This window comes from Pseudomonas monteilii, assembly GCA_001534745.1.
Lineage (GTDB): Bacteria > Pseudomonadota > Gammaproteobacteria > Pseudomonadales > Pseudomonadaceae > Aquipseudomonas > Aquipseudomonas alabamensis.
This window is the reverse complement of sequence record CP013997.1, coordinates 4,108,540-4,124,677: the sequence shown is the minus strand read 5'-3', so window position 1 is coordinate 4,124,677 and position 16,138 is coordinate 4,108,540. Positions and strand designations below refer to the sequence as shown.

Annotated in this window: 18 protein-coding genes; 5 read left to right on the top strand and 13 right to left on the bottom strand. The window is 65.3% G+C overall.

Features of this window, described 5'->3' with window-relative positions:
• Positions 1 to 21: 21 nt before the first annotated feature.
• Positions 22 to 327 (bottom strand): chaperone modulatory protein CbpM, encoded by a 306-nt coding sequence (locus tag APT63_17660; protein ID AMA47294.1) that lies wholly within the window; start codon positions 325 to 327, stop codon positions 22 to 24.
• A gap of 2 nt (positions 328 to 329) precedes the next feature.
• Positions 330 to 1,280 (bottom strand): DNA-binding protein, encoded by a 951-nt coding sequence (locus APT63_17655; protein AMA47293.1) that lies wholly within the window; start codon positions 1,278 to 1,280, stop codon positions 330 to 332.
• Between the two features lie 164 nt (positions 1,281 to 1,444).
• Between APT63_17655 and APT63_17650 the strand changes: the two genes are divergently transcribed.
• Positions 1,445 to 2,710: a heat-shock protein gene (locus APT63_17650; protein ID AMA47292.1), complete on the top strand. Its 1,266-nt coding sequence runs from the start codon at positions 1,445 to 1,447 to the stop codon at positions 2,708 to 2,710.
• A gap of 20 nt (positions 2,711 to 2,730) precedes the next feature.
• Here the strand turns inward: APT63_17650 and APT63_17645 are convergent, their stop codons facing one another.
• Entirely contained in the window at positions 2,731 to 3,738 is a 1,008-nt protein-coding gene (locus APT63_17645; GenBank protein ID AMA47291.1) for a hypothetical protein, read from the bottom strand.
• Between the two features lie 178 nt (positions 3,739 to 3,916).
• Here APT63_17645 and APT63_17640 point away from each other — a divergent pair, with 178 nt between their 5' ends.
• Together APT63_17640 and APT63_17635 are read left to right on the top strand one after the other, a co-directional pair.
• Complete coding sequence (locus APT63_17640) at positions 3,917 to 4,258, top strand: transcriptional regulator (GenBank protein AMA47290.1); 342 nt, start codon at positions 3,917 to 3,919, stop codon at positions 4,256 to 4,258.
• A 48-nt stretch (positions 4,259 to 4,306) separates the two neighbouring features.
• The gene (locus APT63_17635) at positions 4,307 to 4,837 is read left to right on the top strand and encodes a bacterioferritin (protein AMA47289.1); all 531 of its coding nucleotides are present in this window, start codon (positions 4,307 to 4,309) and stop codon (positions 4,835 to 4,837) included.
• Positions 4,838 to 5,107: 270 nt separating this feature from the next.
• Here the strand turns inward: APT63_17635 and APT63_17630 are convergent, their stop codons facing one another.
• Positions 5,108 to 5,611: an acetyltransferase gene (locus tag APT63_17630; GenBank protein AMA47288.1), complete on the bottom strand. Its 504-nt coding sequence runs from the start codon at positions 5,609 to 5,611 to the stop codon at positions 5,108 to 5,110.
• 351 nt (positions 5,612 to 5,962) lie between these two features.
• Between APT63_17630 and APT63_17625 the strand changes: the two genes are divergently transcribed.
• On the top strand, positions 5,963 to 6,427 hold the full coding sequence (locus APT63_17625) for a hypothetical protein (GenBank protein ID AMA47287.1): 465 nt from the start codon (positions 5,963 to 5,965) through the stop codon (positions 6,425 to 6,427).
• Between the two features lie 137 nt (positions 6,428 to 6,564).
• On the opposite strand, the gene APT63_17620 is transcribed toward APT63_17625, so the two are convergent.
• A complete protein-coding gene (locus APT63_17620) occupies positions 6,565 to 6,780 on the bottom strand; it encodes a hypothetical protein (GenBank protein AMA47286.1) in 216 nt (71 codons plus the stop codon).
• Between the two features lie 490 nt (positions 6,781 to 7,270).
• Here APT63_17620 and APT63_17615 point away from each other — a divergent pair, with 490 nt between their 5' ends.
• The gene (locus APT63_17615) at positions 7,271 to 7,570 is read left to right on the top strand and encodes a hypothetical protein (protein AMA47285.1); all 300 of its coding nucleotides are present in this window, start codon (positions 7,271 to 7,273) and stop codon (positions 7,568 to 7,570) included.
• Positions 7,571 to 7,620: 50 nt separating this feature from the next.
• Here APT63_17615 and APT63_17610 read toward each other — a convergent pair whose 3' ends face one another.
• From APT63_17610 to APT63_17575, 8 genes are all read right to left on the bottom strand, one after another.
• Positions 7,621 to 9,012, bottom strand: coding sequence for an amino acid permease (locus APT63_17610; protein AMA47284.1), 1,392 nt, complete (start codon positions 9,010 to 9,012; stop codon positions 7,621 to 7,623).
• Between the two features lie 129 nt (positions 9,013 to 9,141).
• Positions 9,142 to 10,506 (bottom strand): peptidase, encoded by a 1,365-nt coding sequence (locus tag APT63_17605; GenBank protein ID AMA47283.1) that lies wholly within the window; start codon positions 10,504 to 10,506, stop codon positions 9,142 to 9,144.
• Positions 10,507 to 10,561: 55 nt separating this feature from the next.
• Entirely contained in the window at positions 10,562 to 12,628 is a 2,067-nt protein-coding gene (locus APT63_17600) for a TonB-dependent receptor (protein AMA47282.1), read from the bottom strand.
• Between the two features lie 63 nt (positions 12,629 to 12,691).
• The gene (locus tag APT63_17595) at positions 12,692 to 13,138 is read right to left on the bottom strand and encodes a hypothetical protein (protein AMA47281.1); all 447 of its coding nucleotides are present in this window, start codon (positions 13,136 to 13,138) and stop codon (positions 12,692 to 12,694) included.
• A 19-nt stretch (positions 13,139 to 13,157) separates the two neighbouring features.
• Positions 13,158 to 13,640: a copper resistance protein CopZ gene (locus APT63_17590; GenBank protein AMA47280.1), complete on the bottom strand. Its 483-nt coding sequence runs from the start codon at positions 13,638 to 13,640 to the stop codon at positions 13,158 to 13,160.
• 47 nt (positions 13,641 to 13,687) lie between these two features.
• Entirely contained in the window at positions 13,688 to 14,089 is a 402-nt protein-coding gene (locus tag APT63_17585; protein AMA47279.1) for a hypothetical protein, read from the bottom strand.
• 109 nt (positions 14,090 to 14,198) lie between these two features.
• Positions 14,199 to 15,056: a hypothetical protein gene (locus APT63_17580; GenBank protein AMA47278.1), complete on the bottom strand. Its 858-nt coding sequence runs from the start codon at positions 15,054 to 15,056 to the stop codon at positions 14,199 to 14,201.
• Positions 15,057 to 15,081: 25 nt separating this feature from the next.
• Positions 15,082 to 15,516: a hypothetical protein gene (locus APT63_17575; protein ID AMA47277.1), complete on the bottom strand. Its 435-nt coding sequence runs from the start codon at positions 15,514 to 15,516 to the stop codon at positions 15,082 to 15,084.
• Positions 15,517 to 16,138 lie beyond the last annotated feature (622 nt).

The following is a 16,138-nucleotide window of genomic DNA, read 5'->3' as shown; positions in this document are numbered from 1 at the left end:
GATCAAGGCCCCGTATAGGCCTCACACCTGCGTGAACCGCCCCAATCGCTGTCGCAGCCGATCGTTCTCACTGCGCAACACGCGCACCTCCTGCAACAGCTCCAACGCCAGCGCCACACCTTCCCATTCCAGCTGCAGCTCATCACGCAATCGAGCGGCCCGCCGGGCCAGGTGCGGCGCCTGGTCATCGAAGCGCCAGTCGTCGGGCGTGCGCCCCGACGGTTCAACGATGCCGTGTTCGATGATTTCGATCACACAGTCCGCCGTCAGGTCGGCTTCCTGGCAAAGGGTACGCATGTCCAGTTGAACGATCAGGGTGCTGCTCATGATCAGCTACTCCATTGAGTCCTCGGGTTGAACGCGGCCTTGTCGGCCAGCTTGCTCCACAGTTCGCGGGTGTCGGCGTTGGACTGGCTGGGCATCACCACCTTGAGCTGAGCGTACAGATCGCCACGCTCGCCCTGCTTGGTGGTCAGGCCCATGCCCTTGACGCGCAGGCGTTGCCCGGTCTGGCTGTCAGGGCGAATGGTCAGGTTGATCTTGCCGGTCAGGGTCGGGACCGCCACCTTGGTGCCCAAGGCCGCTTCCCACGGCGCCAGGGGCACGGTGATGATCAGGTCATGGCCCTCGACATCGAACAGCGGGTGCGGCGCCATGCGCAGCGTCAGGTACAGGTCGCCATTGGCCCCGCCACCGATGCCCGGCGCGCCCTGGCCCTTGAGGCGGATGCGCTCGCCATCGGTCACCCCGGCCGGGATCTTGATGTTCAGGGTCTTGGTGGTGAAGCCGGTCCGCTGGCCCTGGCCATTGACCTGAGGCACCTGGAAGCTGACCTGCTTGGACTCCTTGCTCAGAGTCTCCTCGAGAAACACCGCCAGTTCCAGTTCCACGTCCTGCCCTCGTCTGCCCGCGCTCTGTTGTGGGCCACGACCGAAGGGGTTACCACCGCGCGCGCCGAAGATCGAACTGAAGAAGTCCGAGAAATCACCCTGCTCGAACCCGCTGTCGGCTCCACCGCGGCCTTGCCAGCCGGGAGGCGCCTGGAACGGCCGACCATGCTGGCCACCGTATTTGCGGATCTCGTCGAATTCGGCACGTTTTTCCGGGCTGCCAAGCACTTCGTAGGCCTCGTTGGCCTCCTTGAACTTGTCCTCGGCGTCCCGTTCCTTGCTGACATCGGGGTGGTACTTGCGCGCCAGCTTGCGATAGGCGGCCTTGATCGCCTTGTCGTCCGCCGTCGGCTCCACACCGAGTATCTTGTAATAGTCTTTGAAGTCCATCTAAGGGCTCACCCTCGAGAAAATAGGCGTTGCTGCTGAAGATAAGGGCCAAGCATAGCCTTTCAAGGTGCCTCGTGGGTGGATCTGGCGCAGACGATCGGTCTTGATTCTCGCGTTCACTCGCATACACTGCGCGGCCGTTTTGCCTCCGGACACCAGCAAGCATGTCAGATCACACCCCGGCCCGCGCCTGCGGCATCGACTTCGGCACCTCGAACTCCACGGTCGGCTGGCATCGACCGGGCGGCGACACCCTGCTCGCGCTGGAGGACGGCAAGATCACGCTGCCATCGGTGGTGTTCTTCAACCTCGAGGAGCGGCGCCCGGCCTATGGCCGCATGGCCCTGCACGAATACCTGGAAGGCTACGAAGGCCGGCTGATGCGTTCGCTCAAGAGCCTGCTCGGCTCCAAGCTGATCAAGCACGACACCAGCGTGCTGGGCACGGCCCTGCCGTTCAAGGACCTGCTGGGCCTGTTCATCGGTGAACTCAAGCGCCGCGCCGAAGCCTCAGCCGAACGCAGCTTCGACCAGGTGGTGCTGGGCCGCCCGGTATTCTTCGTCGACGACGACCCGGCGGCCGACCAGGAAGCCGAAGATACCCTGGCCGAAGTCGCCCGCACGCTCGGCTTCAAGGACGTGTCGTTCCAGTTCGAGCCGATCGCCGCGGCGTTCGACTACGAGTCGGGCATCGACCGCGAGGAGCTGGTGCTGATCGTCGACATCGGCGGCGGTACCTCGGACTTCTCCCTGGTGCGCCTCGCGCCCGAGCGCCATCAGCTCGACGACCGCCAGGGCGACATCCTGGCCACCGGCGGCGTGCACATCGGCGGCACCGACTTCGACAAGCAGCTCAGCCTGCAAGGGGTGATGCCGCTGTTCGGCTACGGCAGTCGCATGAAGAGCCAGGCCCTGATGCCCACCAGCTACCACCTGAACCTGGCCACCTGGCACACCATCAACGCCTTGTACGCGCAGAAGTCCCAGCTGGCGCTGGGCAGCATGCGTTACGACATCGAGGATGCCCTGGGCATCGACCGGCTGTTCAAGTTGATCGAGCAGCGCGCCGGTCACTGGCTGGCCATGGAAGTGGAAGCCAGCAAGATCGCCCTGACCGATGAGCCGAGCCGCCGCATCGACCTCGGTCGCGTCGAGCCGGGTCTGGTCGCCGACCTGACCCGTCCGCTGTTCGAGCAGGCCATCGACGGCTTGCTCGAGCGGGTGCGTGGCAGCGTGACCGATCTGCTGAGCAAGGCAGGCGTGAGCGTCGGTCAGGTCGACACCGTGTTCTTCACCGGCGGCTCCAGCGGCATCCCGGCCCTGCGCCAGAGCGTTGCCGCCATGCTGCCCAACGCCCGTCATGTAGAAGGCAACCGCTTCGGCAGCATCGGCAGCGGCCTGGCCATCGAGGCGCGCAAGCGGTACGGCTGAGGGCGGCGGCTTAACCCCCCTCAGACCAGCTCGATCCGCCGCAACTCGCTCTTGAGGTAGGCGTAGTAGATGGGCCCGGCCACCACGCCGGGCAGACCGAAAGCGGCCTCGAAGACCAGCATCGCCAGCAACAGCTCCCAGGACTTGGCGCGGATCTGGCCGCCGACGATGCGGGCGTTGAGGAAGTATTCGACCTTGTGGATAACGATCAGGTAGCCGAGCGCGGCGACCGCTACCCAGATCGACAACGACAGGCCGACGATGGTGATCAGGGTGTTCGACATCAGGTTGCCGATCACCGGCAGCAGGCCGAGCAGGAAGGTCAGCACGATCAGGGTCTTGGTCAGGGGCAGGTGCACGCCGAACAACGGCAGCACCAGCGCCAGGAAGATCCCGGTGAACGCGGTGTTGAGCAGGGAAATCTTGATCTGCGCGAAGACGATGTTGCGAAACGCCTGGACCAGCAGGTTGAGCCGTTCGAACAGCGCCGCCGCCAGGGGCTTGCGCCGTGACACGTCCGGCAGACGCTGCAGGGCGACGATGGCGCCCAGGATCATGCCGATCAGCAAGGTGACGAACATGTGCGCCGCGCCCTTGCCCAGCAGTTGCAACTCGCCCATGTGGCTCTTGAACCATTCGCCGATGGCTACCCGGAACTCCGCCGCGCTGGCGGGCAGGTAGCTGTCGATGAACGGCGGCAACTGCGCGCGTGCGCGGTCGACTACCACCATGAAACGGTCCAGCGAAGCGCCCGGGTTCTCGGCCTCGTGCAGCACGAAGCTGATCGCCCCGGCGAACAGCAACGCCAGGCTGGTGACCACCAGCGTGCCCAGCAGCGCCACTGCCAGCCAGCGCGCCCGTTGACCGGCGATCAAGGGCTGGAGCCGGGGCGTGAGCATGTTGACCAGTTCGAAGACCAGCAGGCCCGCCAACAGGCTCGGCAGCAGCTTCAACGGCAGCGCCAGCAACAGGCCGGCCCCCACGATGAGCCAACTGGCCTGGGTGATCTGGCGTGGGGTAAAGGTCATACAGCCTCGCTGTGCGGCGCAAAGGCAGCAGTCTGCCAGCCTTCACCCACCAGGCATAGCGTCTGCCTCAAGGTGTTTCAGGGTTTTTCAAACTGCAGGCCCAATGCTGGCCATCGCGATCGAACTCTTGAGACGCGCTGCGGTTCCAAACCAAACAGACCTGAACAAGGACCGGACCATGTACAAGCAGACCCTGGCAATCCTTCTGGCCGGCATGACCCTGGCCGCCTGCAGCAGCCGCCCTGAAAACCCGGTGGACTACGTCACTTACCGCGACCAGCCCTTGGTCAAGCAGGTGGAAAACGGCATGACCATGCAGCGCGTCATCGCCATCGGTGGCAGCCCGTCCTTCGTCAGCGACCTGCCCAATGGCGGCACCTGCAACGACTACATCCTGAACCATGAAGGCCAGCAGCAGCCGTACTACGTGCGCTTCGACGCCACCGGCCACGTGGATGCCAAGGGCTTCAAGACCTGCAAGGAACGCGAGCAAGACCGCAGAGCGACCCCAGGCGCCTGAGCCTGCAAGTCGCCGCGAGCACCCTGACCTGATTTCCTGGAGATAACGATGAGCAACGCTGAACTGACCGACATCCAAGTCCTGCGTGACCGTGCCCGCCAGCACGTGGAAAACGGCGCCGTCACCGAGGGTTACTCGGCGGACCGTGAAGAGATCCTGCGTCTGCTGAACGAGTCGCTGGCCACCGAACTGGTCTGCACCCTGCGCTACAAGCGCCACTACTTCATGGCCAGCGGCATCAAGGCCAGCATCGCGGCCGAGGAATTCCTCGAGCACGCCAACCAGGAATCCGAGCACGCCGACCGTCTGGCCGAGCGTATCGTGCAACTGGGCGGCGAGCCGGACTTCAACCCCGACAACCTGAGCCGCAACTCCCACGCCCAGTACGTCGCAGGCACCACCCTGCGCGAAATGGTCCTGGAAGACCTGGTGGCCGAGCGGATCGCCATCGACAGCTACCGCGAGATCATCAAGTACATCGGCGACAAGGACCCAACCACCCGCCGCATCTACGAAGACATCCTGGCCCAGGAAGAAGAGCACGCCGACGACATGTCGGACATTCTCGAAGGGCTGTGAGGGGCGAGCTTGGCTAAGCCTGTTGAGTGAGCCGCATGTCCGGTGTGGCTGACTCTACGGCCCCTGCGGGCCCGATCGCGGTCGGTCCGGCGCTCCGGCAGGGGCCGCTCTTACAGTTTGAACCGCGCTGCTGATCTATCAGACCGCCGCGTTCCCCTGTAGGAGCGGCCCCAGTGCCGCGATTGGGCCCGAAGGGCCCACCAGTCAGCCAACACCTTTGCATGACCAATACAAAGGTCCACGACGTGTCCCCATCACCGCCCTTGGGCTTCAATCCCCTCCCACAACCCTCTGCATAAACGTCAGATCCAACCACCGCCCAAACTTCACCCCCACCTGCGCCATCTGCCCGGTCACCACGAAACCCAACCGCTCATGCAACCGGATGGACGCCGCATTGCCACTTTCGATGGCGGCCACCATCACATGCTTGCCGCCAGCACGCGCCCGCTCGATCAACGCCTCCATCAGCACCGGCCCCAGGCCCTTGCCCCGCTGATCACCGCGCACATAGACCGAATGCTCGACCGTGTACCTGAACCCCTCGAACGGCCGCCAGTCACCGAACGAAGCGTACCCCAGCACGCCACTGTTATCGACGGCCACCAGGATCGGATACCTTTGTGCGGCACGCAGCTCGAACCATGCCTGGCGGTTGGCCAGATCCACGGGCGTCTCGTTCCAGATCGCCGTGGTGTTGAGTACCGCATCGTTGTAGATGGCGAGGAGGTCGGGGAGATCGTCTGGCAGGGCGTCACGCAGATGGTAGGTCATGGGTATGCTTCACGAAGGATCTGGGAACAGTAGGCCAAGCAGCCTGGGGTGGTGCTGCCAGGGATGGGCATGTGGCAGGTTTGCACACTAGCTCGACTCACCCCACCTGACCAGCAGAAGGTTTAGCCACCAGACCCTTTACTCTGATGGGATAATCAGGGCCTACGCGCAAGAACGTCGTTTTGCAGAAACACATCCCGTGCTACACGCCTTGGCGTACCTGGATCAGGGCACGTAAGGGCAGAGGGGCAAATCTGAACATCCTTGCAACATACTGCTGGCAACGTAAGCGTACGGTATACGACATTTGGCGCTATAATTGCGCCAAATGTCGTGCGAGGAGGATGCGCCATGATGTCCATCGAAACCGCCAAGGCCGGTGCTGCACGCAGGCCCACGGAATACCTGCTCAGCGGCAATTCCGACCAGTTGAGCAACGTCATGATCTACAAGCAGACCCTCAAGGGGTTCGCGCTCAAAGACGTACAAGACATGCTTTCCATTTCGCTTCTGTATTCGACTCAGAAAGTCCTGAGCCGTATCGTTGGCAGGTCCGTGAGGACGCTCCAGCGACGGGGCAGCACCGAGCAACCCGCGCAGCTCAACGCTCAGCAGAGCGCTATCGCATTCCAGTACGCCAAGGTGCTCGAGCACGCCATCACTGTCTTTGGAACCCAGGCGCTTGCCGAGGAGTGGCTGGGACGTCCATGCAAGTACCTGGATGGCGATGTGCCGCTAGATGTCATCGACAACCCGGTCGGCTTTCAGGCAGTCGAGGATTATCTGGAGCGAATTGCCCTGGGCGTCTATCAATGAATGGATTGCCCTGGGCGTCATCCTGGCGTGCCTGGCGCCTTGATCGTGAGATCTACAAAGCGTCCTGGGACAGTGGCATCGGAGCCCGAACGTTCGGCGGACGGTGGAATCCACCAGGTCGTACTGTCGTGTACGCCTCAGCCGACCCGGCCACTGCCATCCTTGAGGTCGCCGTGCATGCCGGTTTCGACACGCTTGATACCGTTGCCCATGTGCTCACGTGCTTCGAAGTACTGGATCACCGCCTGATCAAGGTCGTGCAACCCGAGGACGTTCCCAATCCTGTATGGCTGACGAGCGCTGCGGCTTCGCCCAACCAACAGAAGTTCGCCGATACGTTGCTCGCTGAGCATCCGTTCGTCCTGATTCCCTCGGCAGTAACCCGACACTCATGGAATCTGCTGATCAACTGCGAGCTCGCCGAGGGTCAATATCGACTGGTGAGCCAAGAACGGTTTGGTCTGGACACTCGGCTGATCACGTCTTGACCGCTCGCCGAACATTTTGACACACCCTTGTGACTTGAGTACCGTGCGCCACCGCAGTAGATTCTGCGGCACGGGATTGGCGTCCCGTTATCGGAAATCGGACACAGCGCATACGTGCGTCGTGTCTCGCATGGTTGCACCCTTTATGGGCGGAGCCGTGTGTGGGAGCCTCCGGGCTCACCGGGCTTCCGACCGGCAACGCCAACCCGCACGGCTCCGTCCACCCATATTGGCGTATGGGCACGGAGTGACATTTCGGAAGAGTTGCAAGGAGTCGCACCATGCTCGAGAAAGCCCTCCCAGACCCACCCTGCCTGTCGTTCAAGCCCCTCTCTTGCTGCCGAGAGGTGCGTTCATGAACCCACCATCCTTTATGCGTCCCGACCCTGGTACCCCGCGCCCCGTCACGGCGTGTGCGACCTTCGGCACCTGCAACCACGCCCACGAACCCACCTTCATGGTACGTGCGGGTATCGACAGCGAAGATGCGCTGGTGTGTGCCGTCGCCGCCTTGAAGGCCGCGTACGAGACCAATGCTACGGCTCTGGAGAAAGCGGACGAACCGCTGCGTAGCCTGTTGATGGCGACGGAGAATTCGTTGGAGAAAGGCCTGGCGTTGACCGAAGCCGTGTTGCACGGCATCGAAGCCAACTAGCCAGGCGTGCGCCCCCCGGGTGAGGGGGCGCACCGATCAGCGCGTCTCGATCAGCGGTTGAGTGGCCGCTTGCGCCGCACGACCTGATAGCTCACCGCGAGCACCAGGAACCAGATCGGTGTGACCACCAGCGCGGCGCGGGTGTCGCTTTCCAGGCTCAACAGCACCAGGATGAAGGCGAAGAACGCCAGGCACACGTAGCACATCACGCGCCCGCCGGGCATCTTGTAGGTCGAGGCCTGGTGCAGCGCGGCGCGGTGCTTGCGGTAGCTCAGGTAGGACAGCAGGATCAGCGTCCAGACGAACATGAACAGCACCGCCGACACGGTGGTGACCAAGGTGAAGGCCTCGACCACGTCCGGGATCAGGTAGATCAGCACCGCGCCGAACAGCAGGCACAGGCAAGAGAAATACAAGCCGTTGGCAGGCACCGCGCGCCGCGACAGGCGCCCGAACGCGCCAGGGGCGGCGCCTTCCTGAGCCAGGCCGAACAGCATGCGGCTGGTGGAGAACACACCGCTGTTGGCCGACGAGGCGGCCGAGGTCAGCACCACGAAATTGATGATGCTCGCCGCCGCCGGCAGGCCCGCCAGCACGAACAGCTCGACGAACGGGCTCTTGCCCGGCACCACGTCGCGCCAGGGCGTCACGGCCATGATCGCGATCAGCGCCAGCACGTAGAACACGATGATGCGGATCGGGATCGAGTTGATCGCCCGCGGCAACGTGCGCTCGGGGTTCTTCGCCTCGGCGGCGGTAGTGCCGACCAGCTCGATGCCGACGAAGGCGAACACGGCGATCTGGAAACCGGCGAAGAAGCCCATCAGCCCATGAGGGAACATGCCTTCGTCGTTCCACAGGTTGGCCAGCTGCGCAGTGCTGCCGCTCGGCGATTCGAACCCGGTGACCACCATGTACAGGCCGGTGGCGACCAGCCCGAGGATGGCGACGATCTTGATCAGGGCGAACCAGAACTCCATTTCGCCGAACAGCTTCACGGTGACTAGGTTCAGCGACAGCAGCACCGCGACGCAGGTCAGCGCCGGTATCCACTGAGGCAGGTCGGGGAACCAGAACTGCGAGTAGGCAGCGATGGCGATGACGTCGGCGATGCCGGTGATCACCCAGCAGAACCAGTAGGTCCAGCCCGTGAAGAAGCCGGCCCAGGGACCGAGCAGATCGGCGGAGAAGTCGATGAACGACTTGTAGTTCAGGTTCGACAGCAGCAGTTCGCCCATGGCACGCATGACGAAGAACAGCATGAAGCCGATGATCATGTAGACGAAGATGATCGACGGACCGGCCAGGCTGATGGTCTTGCCCGAGCCCATGAACAGGCCGGTGCCGATGGCACCGCCGATGGCGATCAACTGGATGTGGCGGTTGGTCAGGTTGCGTTGCAGGTGCTGGTCGTCAGCAGGACGGGAAGGGGTCCGGTTCATTGGCTGCATTCCATCGAGGCTCAGTCTTTTTGTCAGGGAAAGCCGCACAGGCTACCACGGCTCCCCGACAAGTGTGCGCGACGGATTGCCTCGACCGGGGTCGAGGCCTGGCAGGCCCGCGACGACGACTCAGGCGCTGGCCAGCACCCGACGGCGTACCAGCAGCTTGTCCACCAACCACATCGCCAGCATCGACACCCCCACCAGCGGGAAGGCCACGCCCAGCACCAGCATCACCCCGGTGGCCACCTTCCAGCGCGGCAGGTCGTGGCGCAGGGGCGGGACCCCCAGGCCACCGGCCGGCCGCCGTTTCCACCACATCACCAGACCGCTGACCGACCCCAGCAGCACCATCAGGCAGATCAGGCACACCACCGCCTGGTGCAGCGGGCCGTACAGCTTGCCCTGGTGCAGCATCACCCCCATTTCCGTGGCGCGGGCCGCCAGCCCATAGTCGCGCCAGCGCACGTCGGCCAGCACCTTGCCAGTGTACTGGTCGACGTGGAGCGTGGCGTCGTGGCGCGGGTCGTCGGCGAACACCGCAATGGTGAAGACGCCTTCGGCAGTGGTGGGCAGTGTGATGCTGTAGCCCGGCTCGACCTCGCGCGCCGTGGCGATGTCCTGGATCTGTTGCAGGCTGACCTGCGGTGCGGCAGGGCCGCTGGACATGCCGTGATGGCCGGCATGCTCGGCGTGCGCGCCGGACTGCGGCATCGGGGTGTTTTCCATGGCCCAGGGCACGGTCTGACGATGGGCGCTGTTCAGGTCGCGGGCCTGCTGGTCCGAGGTGGGCATGGCGTTCCACATGGCCGCCGGAAAGCGGTTCCACAGGTCCGCGTACTGCTTGCCCCAGAAGCCGGTCCAGGTCATCCCGCTCAGCAGCAGGAGCAACAGGAAACCCGCACCCCAGAAGCCGCTGACGGCGTGCAGGTCGCGCCACAGCACCCGCCCACGCGCGGCAGCACGAGGCCACAGCACGCCACCGGTGCGCCGACCGCGTGGCCACCACAGGTAGAGGCCGGACACCACCAGCACGATACCCCAGCCGGCCGCCAGCTCGATCAGGCGATCGCCCGTCGTGCCGATCATCAGCTCGGCATGCAGGCCGCGGGCGATGGCCTGCAGGTTGTACTTGCTGTCCTGCGCGCCCAGCACCGTGCCCTGGTAGGGGTCGACGAAGACGTTCAGCTCACGGCCGGCATCGTGCACCACGAACTGCGCGCTGCGTTGCGGGTTCAGCGGTGGCAGGTACTGCGCCACGTGGCCCTGGGGGTAGGTGTGCTGCACCGATGCCAGCAGGGCATCGGCGCTCTGCCGATGATGCCCGGTCTCGACCACCATCAGGTCCCGGTAGAGCAGCGGGTCCAGCTGTGGCTTGAACAGGTAGATCAGGCCGGTGATCGCCAGCAGGATCATGAACGGCGCGACGAACAGACCGGCATAGAAATGCCAGCGCCAGGCCAGGTTGTAGAATGAAATGCGTGACTCGCTCATGGAGCGCTCCCATCTGGATCAAACGGGGCGCGGTGACAGGACCGCGCCCACGGGTTCAGAAACTCAGGTCGACCTGGGTCCACAACGTGCGGCCCGGCTCGTTGACGGGTGTCGGGTCACTGGCCGGATATCCGAACCCGGCGTTGCCCGCCAAGTTCAGATGCTCGGCGTAGGCCTTGTCGAACAGGTTGTCGACCCCTGCGCTGAGCTTGACCTGCTTGCTCACCCGATAAGCACCATTGAGCGAAAACACGCCAAATCCGGCGCTGTCGCGGTAGTCCTTGCCCACCACGTTGCCCTGGCCCTCGGCGATGCGACGCTGAGGCGCCACTAGGCGCAGCAGGGCACCGGCACTCCAGTCATCGCGGGCATAGGTCAGGCCGAACCGGCTGTCCAGCGGCGGCATCTGCGGCAGGGCGCGACCGTCGCTGCTGTTCTTGCCCCAGGCATAGGCCAGCGTGGCGTCGGCCTTCCAGTGCTCGAGCAGCGTGTAGGCCACGCCCAGCTCACCGCCCATCACCCGCGCATCGACGTTGCTGGCGCGCGAGCGGGCCGCACCGGTCATGCCGGCCCGGTAGTCGAACAGGATGTAGTCGCGGATCTGCCCGGCATAGGCCGACGCCCAGGCTTCCAGGCGCTCGTCCTTGTAGCTCAGGCCCAGGTCGAGCTGGGTGGTCTTCTCCGGGGCGATACCCTCGAAGGCGTCCCGCGAACCTACCGGGCCGACGCCTGGCGAGAACAGCTCCCAGTAATCGGGGAAGCGCTGGGCATGGCCCAGGCCGATATAGGCGGTAGCGGGCAGCGCGGCGAGGTCGTGTTCCAGGCGCACGAACCCGCTGGGCAAGGTCTCGGCGCGTTCGCGGGTGCTGCTGGCGTCCGCCTGGCGGAAGTCGCGGGCGCTGGCCCGATCCAGGCGGGCGCCGCTGACCAGGCGATCGGTGTCGGTGGCGTGCCAGGTCAACTCGGCGAAAGCGCCATAGTTGTGGAAGTCGGCGTCCTGGGTCCAGGCCTGGCCACGGTGGGCATCCACGCCCATCCCGCCCCGTTTGCGGTGTTCGTTGCGCTGGGCATCGAGTCCGCCGATCAATTGCAGGTCGTCCCAGTGCCAGGTGGCCTTGAGCCGTGCGCCCAGGGAACGGCGGTCGACGTTGCTGACCATCGGCCGGCCCATCATGCCGCTGCCCGACGGGCGCCGCAGGCTGTAGTTGTCCATGACGTGGTCGGCGTAGTTGTACCAGACCTGCGCCTCGACCGAGTCGAGCACCTCGCCCAGGTTGGAACGTTCGAAGCGCAGGCCCAGGCTTTCGCGCTTGAACTGTGAGCCGTCCATGCCGCGCCCGGCGTAGCGGGCTTCGCCGTCGCCCCGGCCTGCGGTCAGCTCCAGCAGGGTGTCGGCGTCCGGGGTCCAGCCCAGGGTCGCATCGCCGTTCCATTTGTCCCAGCGCGACGGTACGTCGTCGCCATGGCCGTCCTCGTAGTCGCCGGCCCGCGACCGGTTGCCGACGAAGCGCGCGTAGGCCTGCTGGTTGCCCGCGGCGGCATCGAGACGTCTGTCGAGGCGGCCGTTGGAGCCGACCAGAAGACTTGCGTCGACCCGGCTGCCCAGTTCGCCGAAGCGCTCCGGGTCGCGCTCGAACAGCACGGTGCCCGCCGAGCCGCCTGGGCCCCAGATGACGCTTTGCGGGCCTTTGATGACCGTCAGCCGGTCGTAGGTCTGCGGCGAAATGTATGAGGTGGGCGCATCCATGCGATTGGGGCAGGCGCCGAGCATCAGGCCGCCATTGGTGAGGATGTTCAGGCGCGAGCCGAACAGGCCGCGCAGCACCGGATCGCCATTGGTGCCACCCGAGCGGATGGCCGAGAACCCCGGGATGGTCTTGAGGTAGTCGGCACCGTCGCTGGCCGGCACGGGCTGGCGTGGCGCCCTGGGGTCGGTGACCACGGTCAGGGGCGAGCTGGGCGCGACGGCGGTGATGACCGTGGGGCTGAGTTCGTCACTGCCACGCAGGGTGGCAACGGGCTCCGGGCCTGCCGCCAGGGCGAAGGGGGTGAGCAGCGAGCCGCAGAGCAGCGTCAGGGGTGCGCGCAACGGGCGCGCAGAAAGGTACGTGCAACCGGTCATGGGGATTCCAGTCGATCAGTCGGAAACGGGCGTGCGCCGCAGGCGCACACGCAGGTCGAAGGTTCAGACGTCGATCGGAGACGGTGGCGCGCGGCTTCTGGCGCCAGGGAAGACGGTGCGGGAGGCATGGCCGGGCAACGGCGGCAGCGCCGAGGCGATGGCAGGCGGCAGGCTGTGGCTGCCCAGTGGGCTCAGGGTGCCGGGCAGGGCGGGGCAGTTGAACAGCAGGCTGCAGTAGCCGCACTGTTCCCAAAGTACATGCACCTGAGGATCGTGCTGGCGCCCATGGTGCATCGCACCGTGGGCCTGCGGATCAGATGCTGGGGCCGCGTGTGCGTGCCCCTCTATGCCCGCGCCCAGACTCATGCCGGCGTGGTGATTCATCGGCATCGACTGAGCGATCAGAGGGCCGATGAAGATCATCCACATGGCGAACAGGCTCAGCCAGCTGCCGTTCACGCGGGGGTGATCGGAGCGGCGGCGAGCAGGTCGGCCGAGGGGCAGGCGCATCACGAAGGGTCAGGCGCGGTCAGTGGGCGTGCGGCTGTCCAGTGGCGGCCTTGGGCGGCTCGCGTTGCACCAGCACCTGGACGGTGACGTCACCGGCCTTTTCGAAGTGCAGGGTCAGCGGGAAGCGCTGGCCGTCGCTCAGCAGGGCACGATCCTTCGGCTGCATGAGCATGACGTGGTAGGCACCCGGCGCGAAGGTCAGGTCCTTGCCGGCTGGCACCACGACGCTCGGCACCGGTTGCATGCGCATCAGGCCATCGTCGGTCTGGACATGCGCATGCAGCTGCGCGTCGTCGGTGATCGGGCTGTCCACGCCCAGCAGGCGGTCGTCCGTCGTGGCGTTGTTGTGCACGACGAAGTAGGCCGCCACGCTGGGCGCATTGGGCGGCAGTTGCATCGACCAGGGGTGGGCGATGTGCAGGTCGCCCTGGGTGTATTCGTGGGCGTTGGCGAAGGCACCGGGCAGCAGCAGGGCGGCCAGGAACAGGGCGTGCTTGAGCATGAAAGGTTCTCCAGTGAGTGAGGTGCAGGACGGGTGTCACAGCAGGCTCACGCCATGGGAGAGGCACGTGGGTTGAGCGCCGGCCATAGCTGGCGAGGCGTGGGGCGCTCGCCGAGCGACGGTGTGGCATAGGCCAGCCAGCGCAGCGGTGGATGGCGCAGTTGCGGGGCATGACTGGGCAGGCTCAGCAGCGGCGCCCCGCCCAGGCAGCAACTGTGGTGCAGCTCGACCTTGCCCAGGTCGTGCGGTGTCAGGTCGAGCACGGCCTTGTCGAGCATGGCCAGGGTCTGGCGGTTGGCCTTGGCCGCGCCCGACAGGCTCGAACAGAACGCCCCCCACACCAGCTGCTGCGCCGCGTGTCGGGACGCGGCGGAGGACAGCGGCATGGCCAGCAGGTTGAACAGCACCGCGAAGCAGGCTATCCAGGCGATGTGCCGACGTGGGGGCATGGAGAGATCCGGTCAGGAATCAGGGTGGGATTGTAACGCCGAGTATACGCAAAAGAGTCCGGGGTGCGGTGACGTGCCGCACCCCGGTCGTATGAAAGGGACGTGTGCCTTACGCCGTCTTGCCACGGCCCAGCAGGCCGCGAACGGTTTCCTGCAGGTCCGCCGGCAGCACCACGACCTTGGCATTGTCGCTGCCGGCCAGGTGCTCCATGGCGCCGATGTAGCGCTCGCCCAGCAGGTACATGGCCGGCGTGGTCTCGCTGCCGACCGCTTCGCGCACCAGTGTGATGGCCCGCGCCGAGGCCTCGGCGAGGTTGATCTGCGCTTCGGCGTCCAGCCGCGCCGCCTGCAACCGCGCCTCGGCCTCGAGGATGGCCGCCTGCTTGGCGCCTTCGGCGCGGGTGACGTCGGCCTTTCGCTCACGCTCGGCAGCGGCCTGGCGCTCCATGGCGATCTGCATGTTCGGCGAAGGCTTGATGTCCTGGATCTCCACCGAACGGACCGTGACGCCCCAGTCCTCGGTCTGCTCGGACATGGCGTCGCGCAGGCGTGCCTTGATCTGCTCGCGGCTCGACAGTGCTTCGTCGAGGTCCATGGCGCCGACGATGGCACGCAGCGAGGTCATGGTCAGGCTGGTCACGGCGAAGGCGAAGTCCTGCACGCCGTAGGAGGCTTTCTGCGGATCGACCACCTTGGCGAAGCACAGGGCGTTGGCGACGATGACCGCGTTGTCGCGGGTGATGATTTCCTGCTGCTCGACGTCGAGGATGATGTCCTTGGTCGGCAGCCGATAGGCGACCACGTCCATGTACGGGATGACGATGTTCAGGCCGGGCTTGAGGGTGCTGTGGTAACGGCCGAGGCGCTCGACGATCCATTCCTCGCCCTGGGGCACGATGCGCACCCCCTTGAACACGGACACGAGCACGAAGAGGGCGACGGTGCAGACGACGATGAGACTGGTCATGGGGGCGAACTCCTTGTAGCGAGGGTCAGGCCCGCGTGATGCGGGCGGTGTTGCCTTCGATGGCGGTCAGGCGCACGCGCTCGCCCGCGGACAGGTCGGTGTCGGCCACGCAGACCCATTCCTCGTTGCCAAGGATCGGCTTCTGGAAACGGACCCGGCCCTTCTGGAACTGGGAGACGGGAGCGGTCAGCAACCCCACCTCGCCCAGCACGCTGTCGGCGGTCCAGCGCGTGTCCGGGGCCTTGCGGAACAGCCAGAACCACAGCGCGGTGGTAAGGCTCGAGAACAGCACCCACAGCAGGATCTGCACCGGCAGCTGCAGCGTCGGCATGGCCAGCGCGATCAGGGCGACCAGCACGGCGCCGATGCCGAACCAGAGGATGAAGAAGGTCGGGAGGGCCAGCTCCAGCAGGATCAGCGCGATGCCGAAGACCAGCCAGATCCACCAGTGCATGTCCATGGGGTGGGTTCCTTGAAGAGAGGGGGCGAAGTGTACGGCACAGGGTGGAAAGCCGGCCACGAGAAGGGGACGAAAACCGGGTAGGAGATTTCCCTGCTTTGAGCCCGGTCGTCGACGCAGGCGCCAGCAGGCGGACAGTCTGGGGGCCGTCTGCGAGCATACCGATGAGCCTATAGATATGGGAGCAACTGCCTCTTTAATGCTCGATACATGTCCGACCACATGGGCTGGTGTATGGGCCCTGCGGGCCCAATCGCGGCACTGGGGCCGCTCCCACAGGTGACCGCGATAGCCTGCAACCCTGCGGTGGGGCTACGGGTGTAGGAGCGGCCCCTGCTGGGGCGCCGGACCGGCCGCGATGGGCCGCAAAGCGGCCCTAAAATCGATTAGCAATGAAGCTTCGGATCCTGAGCTATCGTCATGTTCTCTGCGCGACAGCGCGGCGCCAAGGCGGCGGGCGGACTCCCACAGGTGCCCATTTCAAGCAGGCAATCGCACGATGGCAAAGCCGCCTGTGAGAGGTCGAGCGCTGGCCTGGCAGCTCTGAGGTGGGTGAACAGGCCCTATCGCTGGCAAGCCAGCTCCCACAGGTGCCCATTTCAAGCAAGCAATCGCACGCTGG

Excerpts from the sequence above, each read along its gene's own strand:
- APT63_17585 (AMA47279.1), bottom strand. The coding sequence starts at position 14,089 with ATGCCCCCACGTCGGCACATCGCCTGGATAGCCTGCTTCGCGGTGCTG.
- APT63_17575 (AMA47277.1), bottom strand. The coding sequence starts at position 15,516 with ATGGACATGCACTGGTGGATCTGGCTGGTCTTCGGCATCGCGCTGATC.
- APT63_17630 (AMA47288.1), bottom strand. The coding sequence starts at position 5,611 with ATGACCTACCATCTGCGTGACGCCCTGCCAGACGATCTCCCCGACCTC.
- APT63_17620 (AMA47286.1), bottom strand. The coding sequence starts at position 6,780 with ATGCTCAGCGAGCAACGTATCGGCGAACTTCTGTTGGTTGGGCGAAGC.
- APT63_17635 (AMA47289.1), top strand. The coding sequence starts at position 4,307 with ATGAGCAACGCTGAACTGACCGACATCCAAGTCCTGCGTGACCGTGCC.
- APT63_17595 (AMA47281.1), bottom strand. The coding sequence starts at position 13,138 with ATGCGCCTGCCCCTCGGCCGACCTGCTCGCCGCCGCTCCGATCACCCC.
- APT63_17590 (AMA47280.1), bottom strand. The coding sequence starts at position 13,640 with ATGCTCAAGCACGCCCTGTTCCTGGCCGCCCTGCTGCTGCCCGGTGCC.
- APT63_17645 (AMA47291.1), bottom strand. The coding sequence starts at position 3,738 with ATGACCTTTACCCCACGCCAGATCACCCAGGCCAGTTGGCTCATCGTG.
- APT63_17610 (AMA47284.1), bottom strand. The coding sequence starts at position 9,012 with ATGAACCGGACCCCTTCCCGTCCTGCTGACGACCAGCACCTGCAACGC.
- APT63_17600 (AMA47282.1), bottom strand. The coding sequence starts at position 12,628 with ATGACCGGTTGCACGTACCTTTCTGCGCGCCCGTTGCGCGCACCCCTG.
- APT63_17655 (AMA47293.1), bottom strand. The coding sequence starts at position 1,280 with ATGGACTTCAAAGACTATTACAAGATACTCGGTGTGGAGCCGACGGCG.
- APT63_17640 (AMA47290.1), top strand. The coding sequence starts at position 3,917 with ATGTACAAGCAGACCCTGGCAATCCTTCTGGCCGGCATGACCCTGGCC.
- APT63_17580 (AMA47278.1), bottom strand. The coding sequence starts at position 15,056 with ATGACCAGTCTCATCGTCGTCTGCACCGTCGCCCTCTTCGTGCTCGTG.
- APT63_17605 (AMA47283.1), bottom strand. The coding sequence starts at position 10,506 with ATGAGCGAGTCACGCATTTCATTCTACAACCTGGCCTGGCGCTGGCAT.
- APT63_17660 (AMA47294.1), bottom strand. The coding sequence starts at position 327 with ATGAGCAGCACCCTGATCGTTCAACTGGACATGCGTACCCTTTGCCAG.
- APT63_17615 (AMA47285.1), top strand. The coding sequence starts at position 7,271 with ATGAACCCACCATCCTTTATGCGTCCCGACCCTGGTACCCCGCGCCCC.
- APT63_17625 (AMA47287.1), top strand. The coding sequence starts at position 5,963 with ATGATGTCCATCGAAACCGCCAAGGCCGGTGCTGCACGCAGGCCCACG.
- APT63_17650 (AMA47292.1), top strand. The coding sequence starts at position 1,445 with ATGTCAGATCACACCCCGGCCCGCGCCTGCGGCATCGACTTCGGCACC.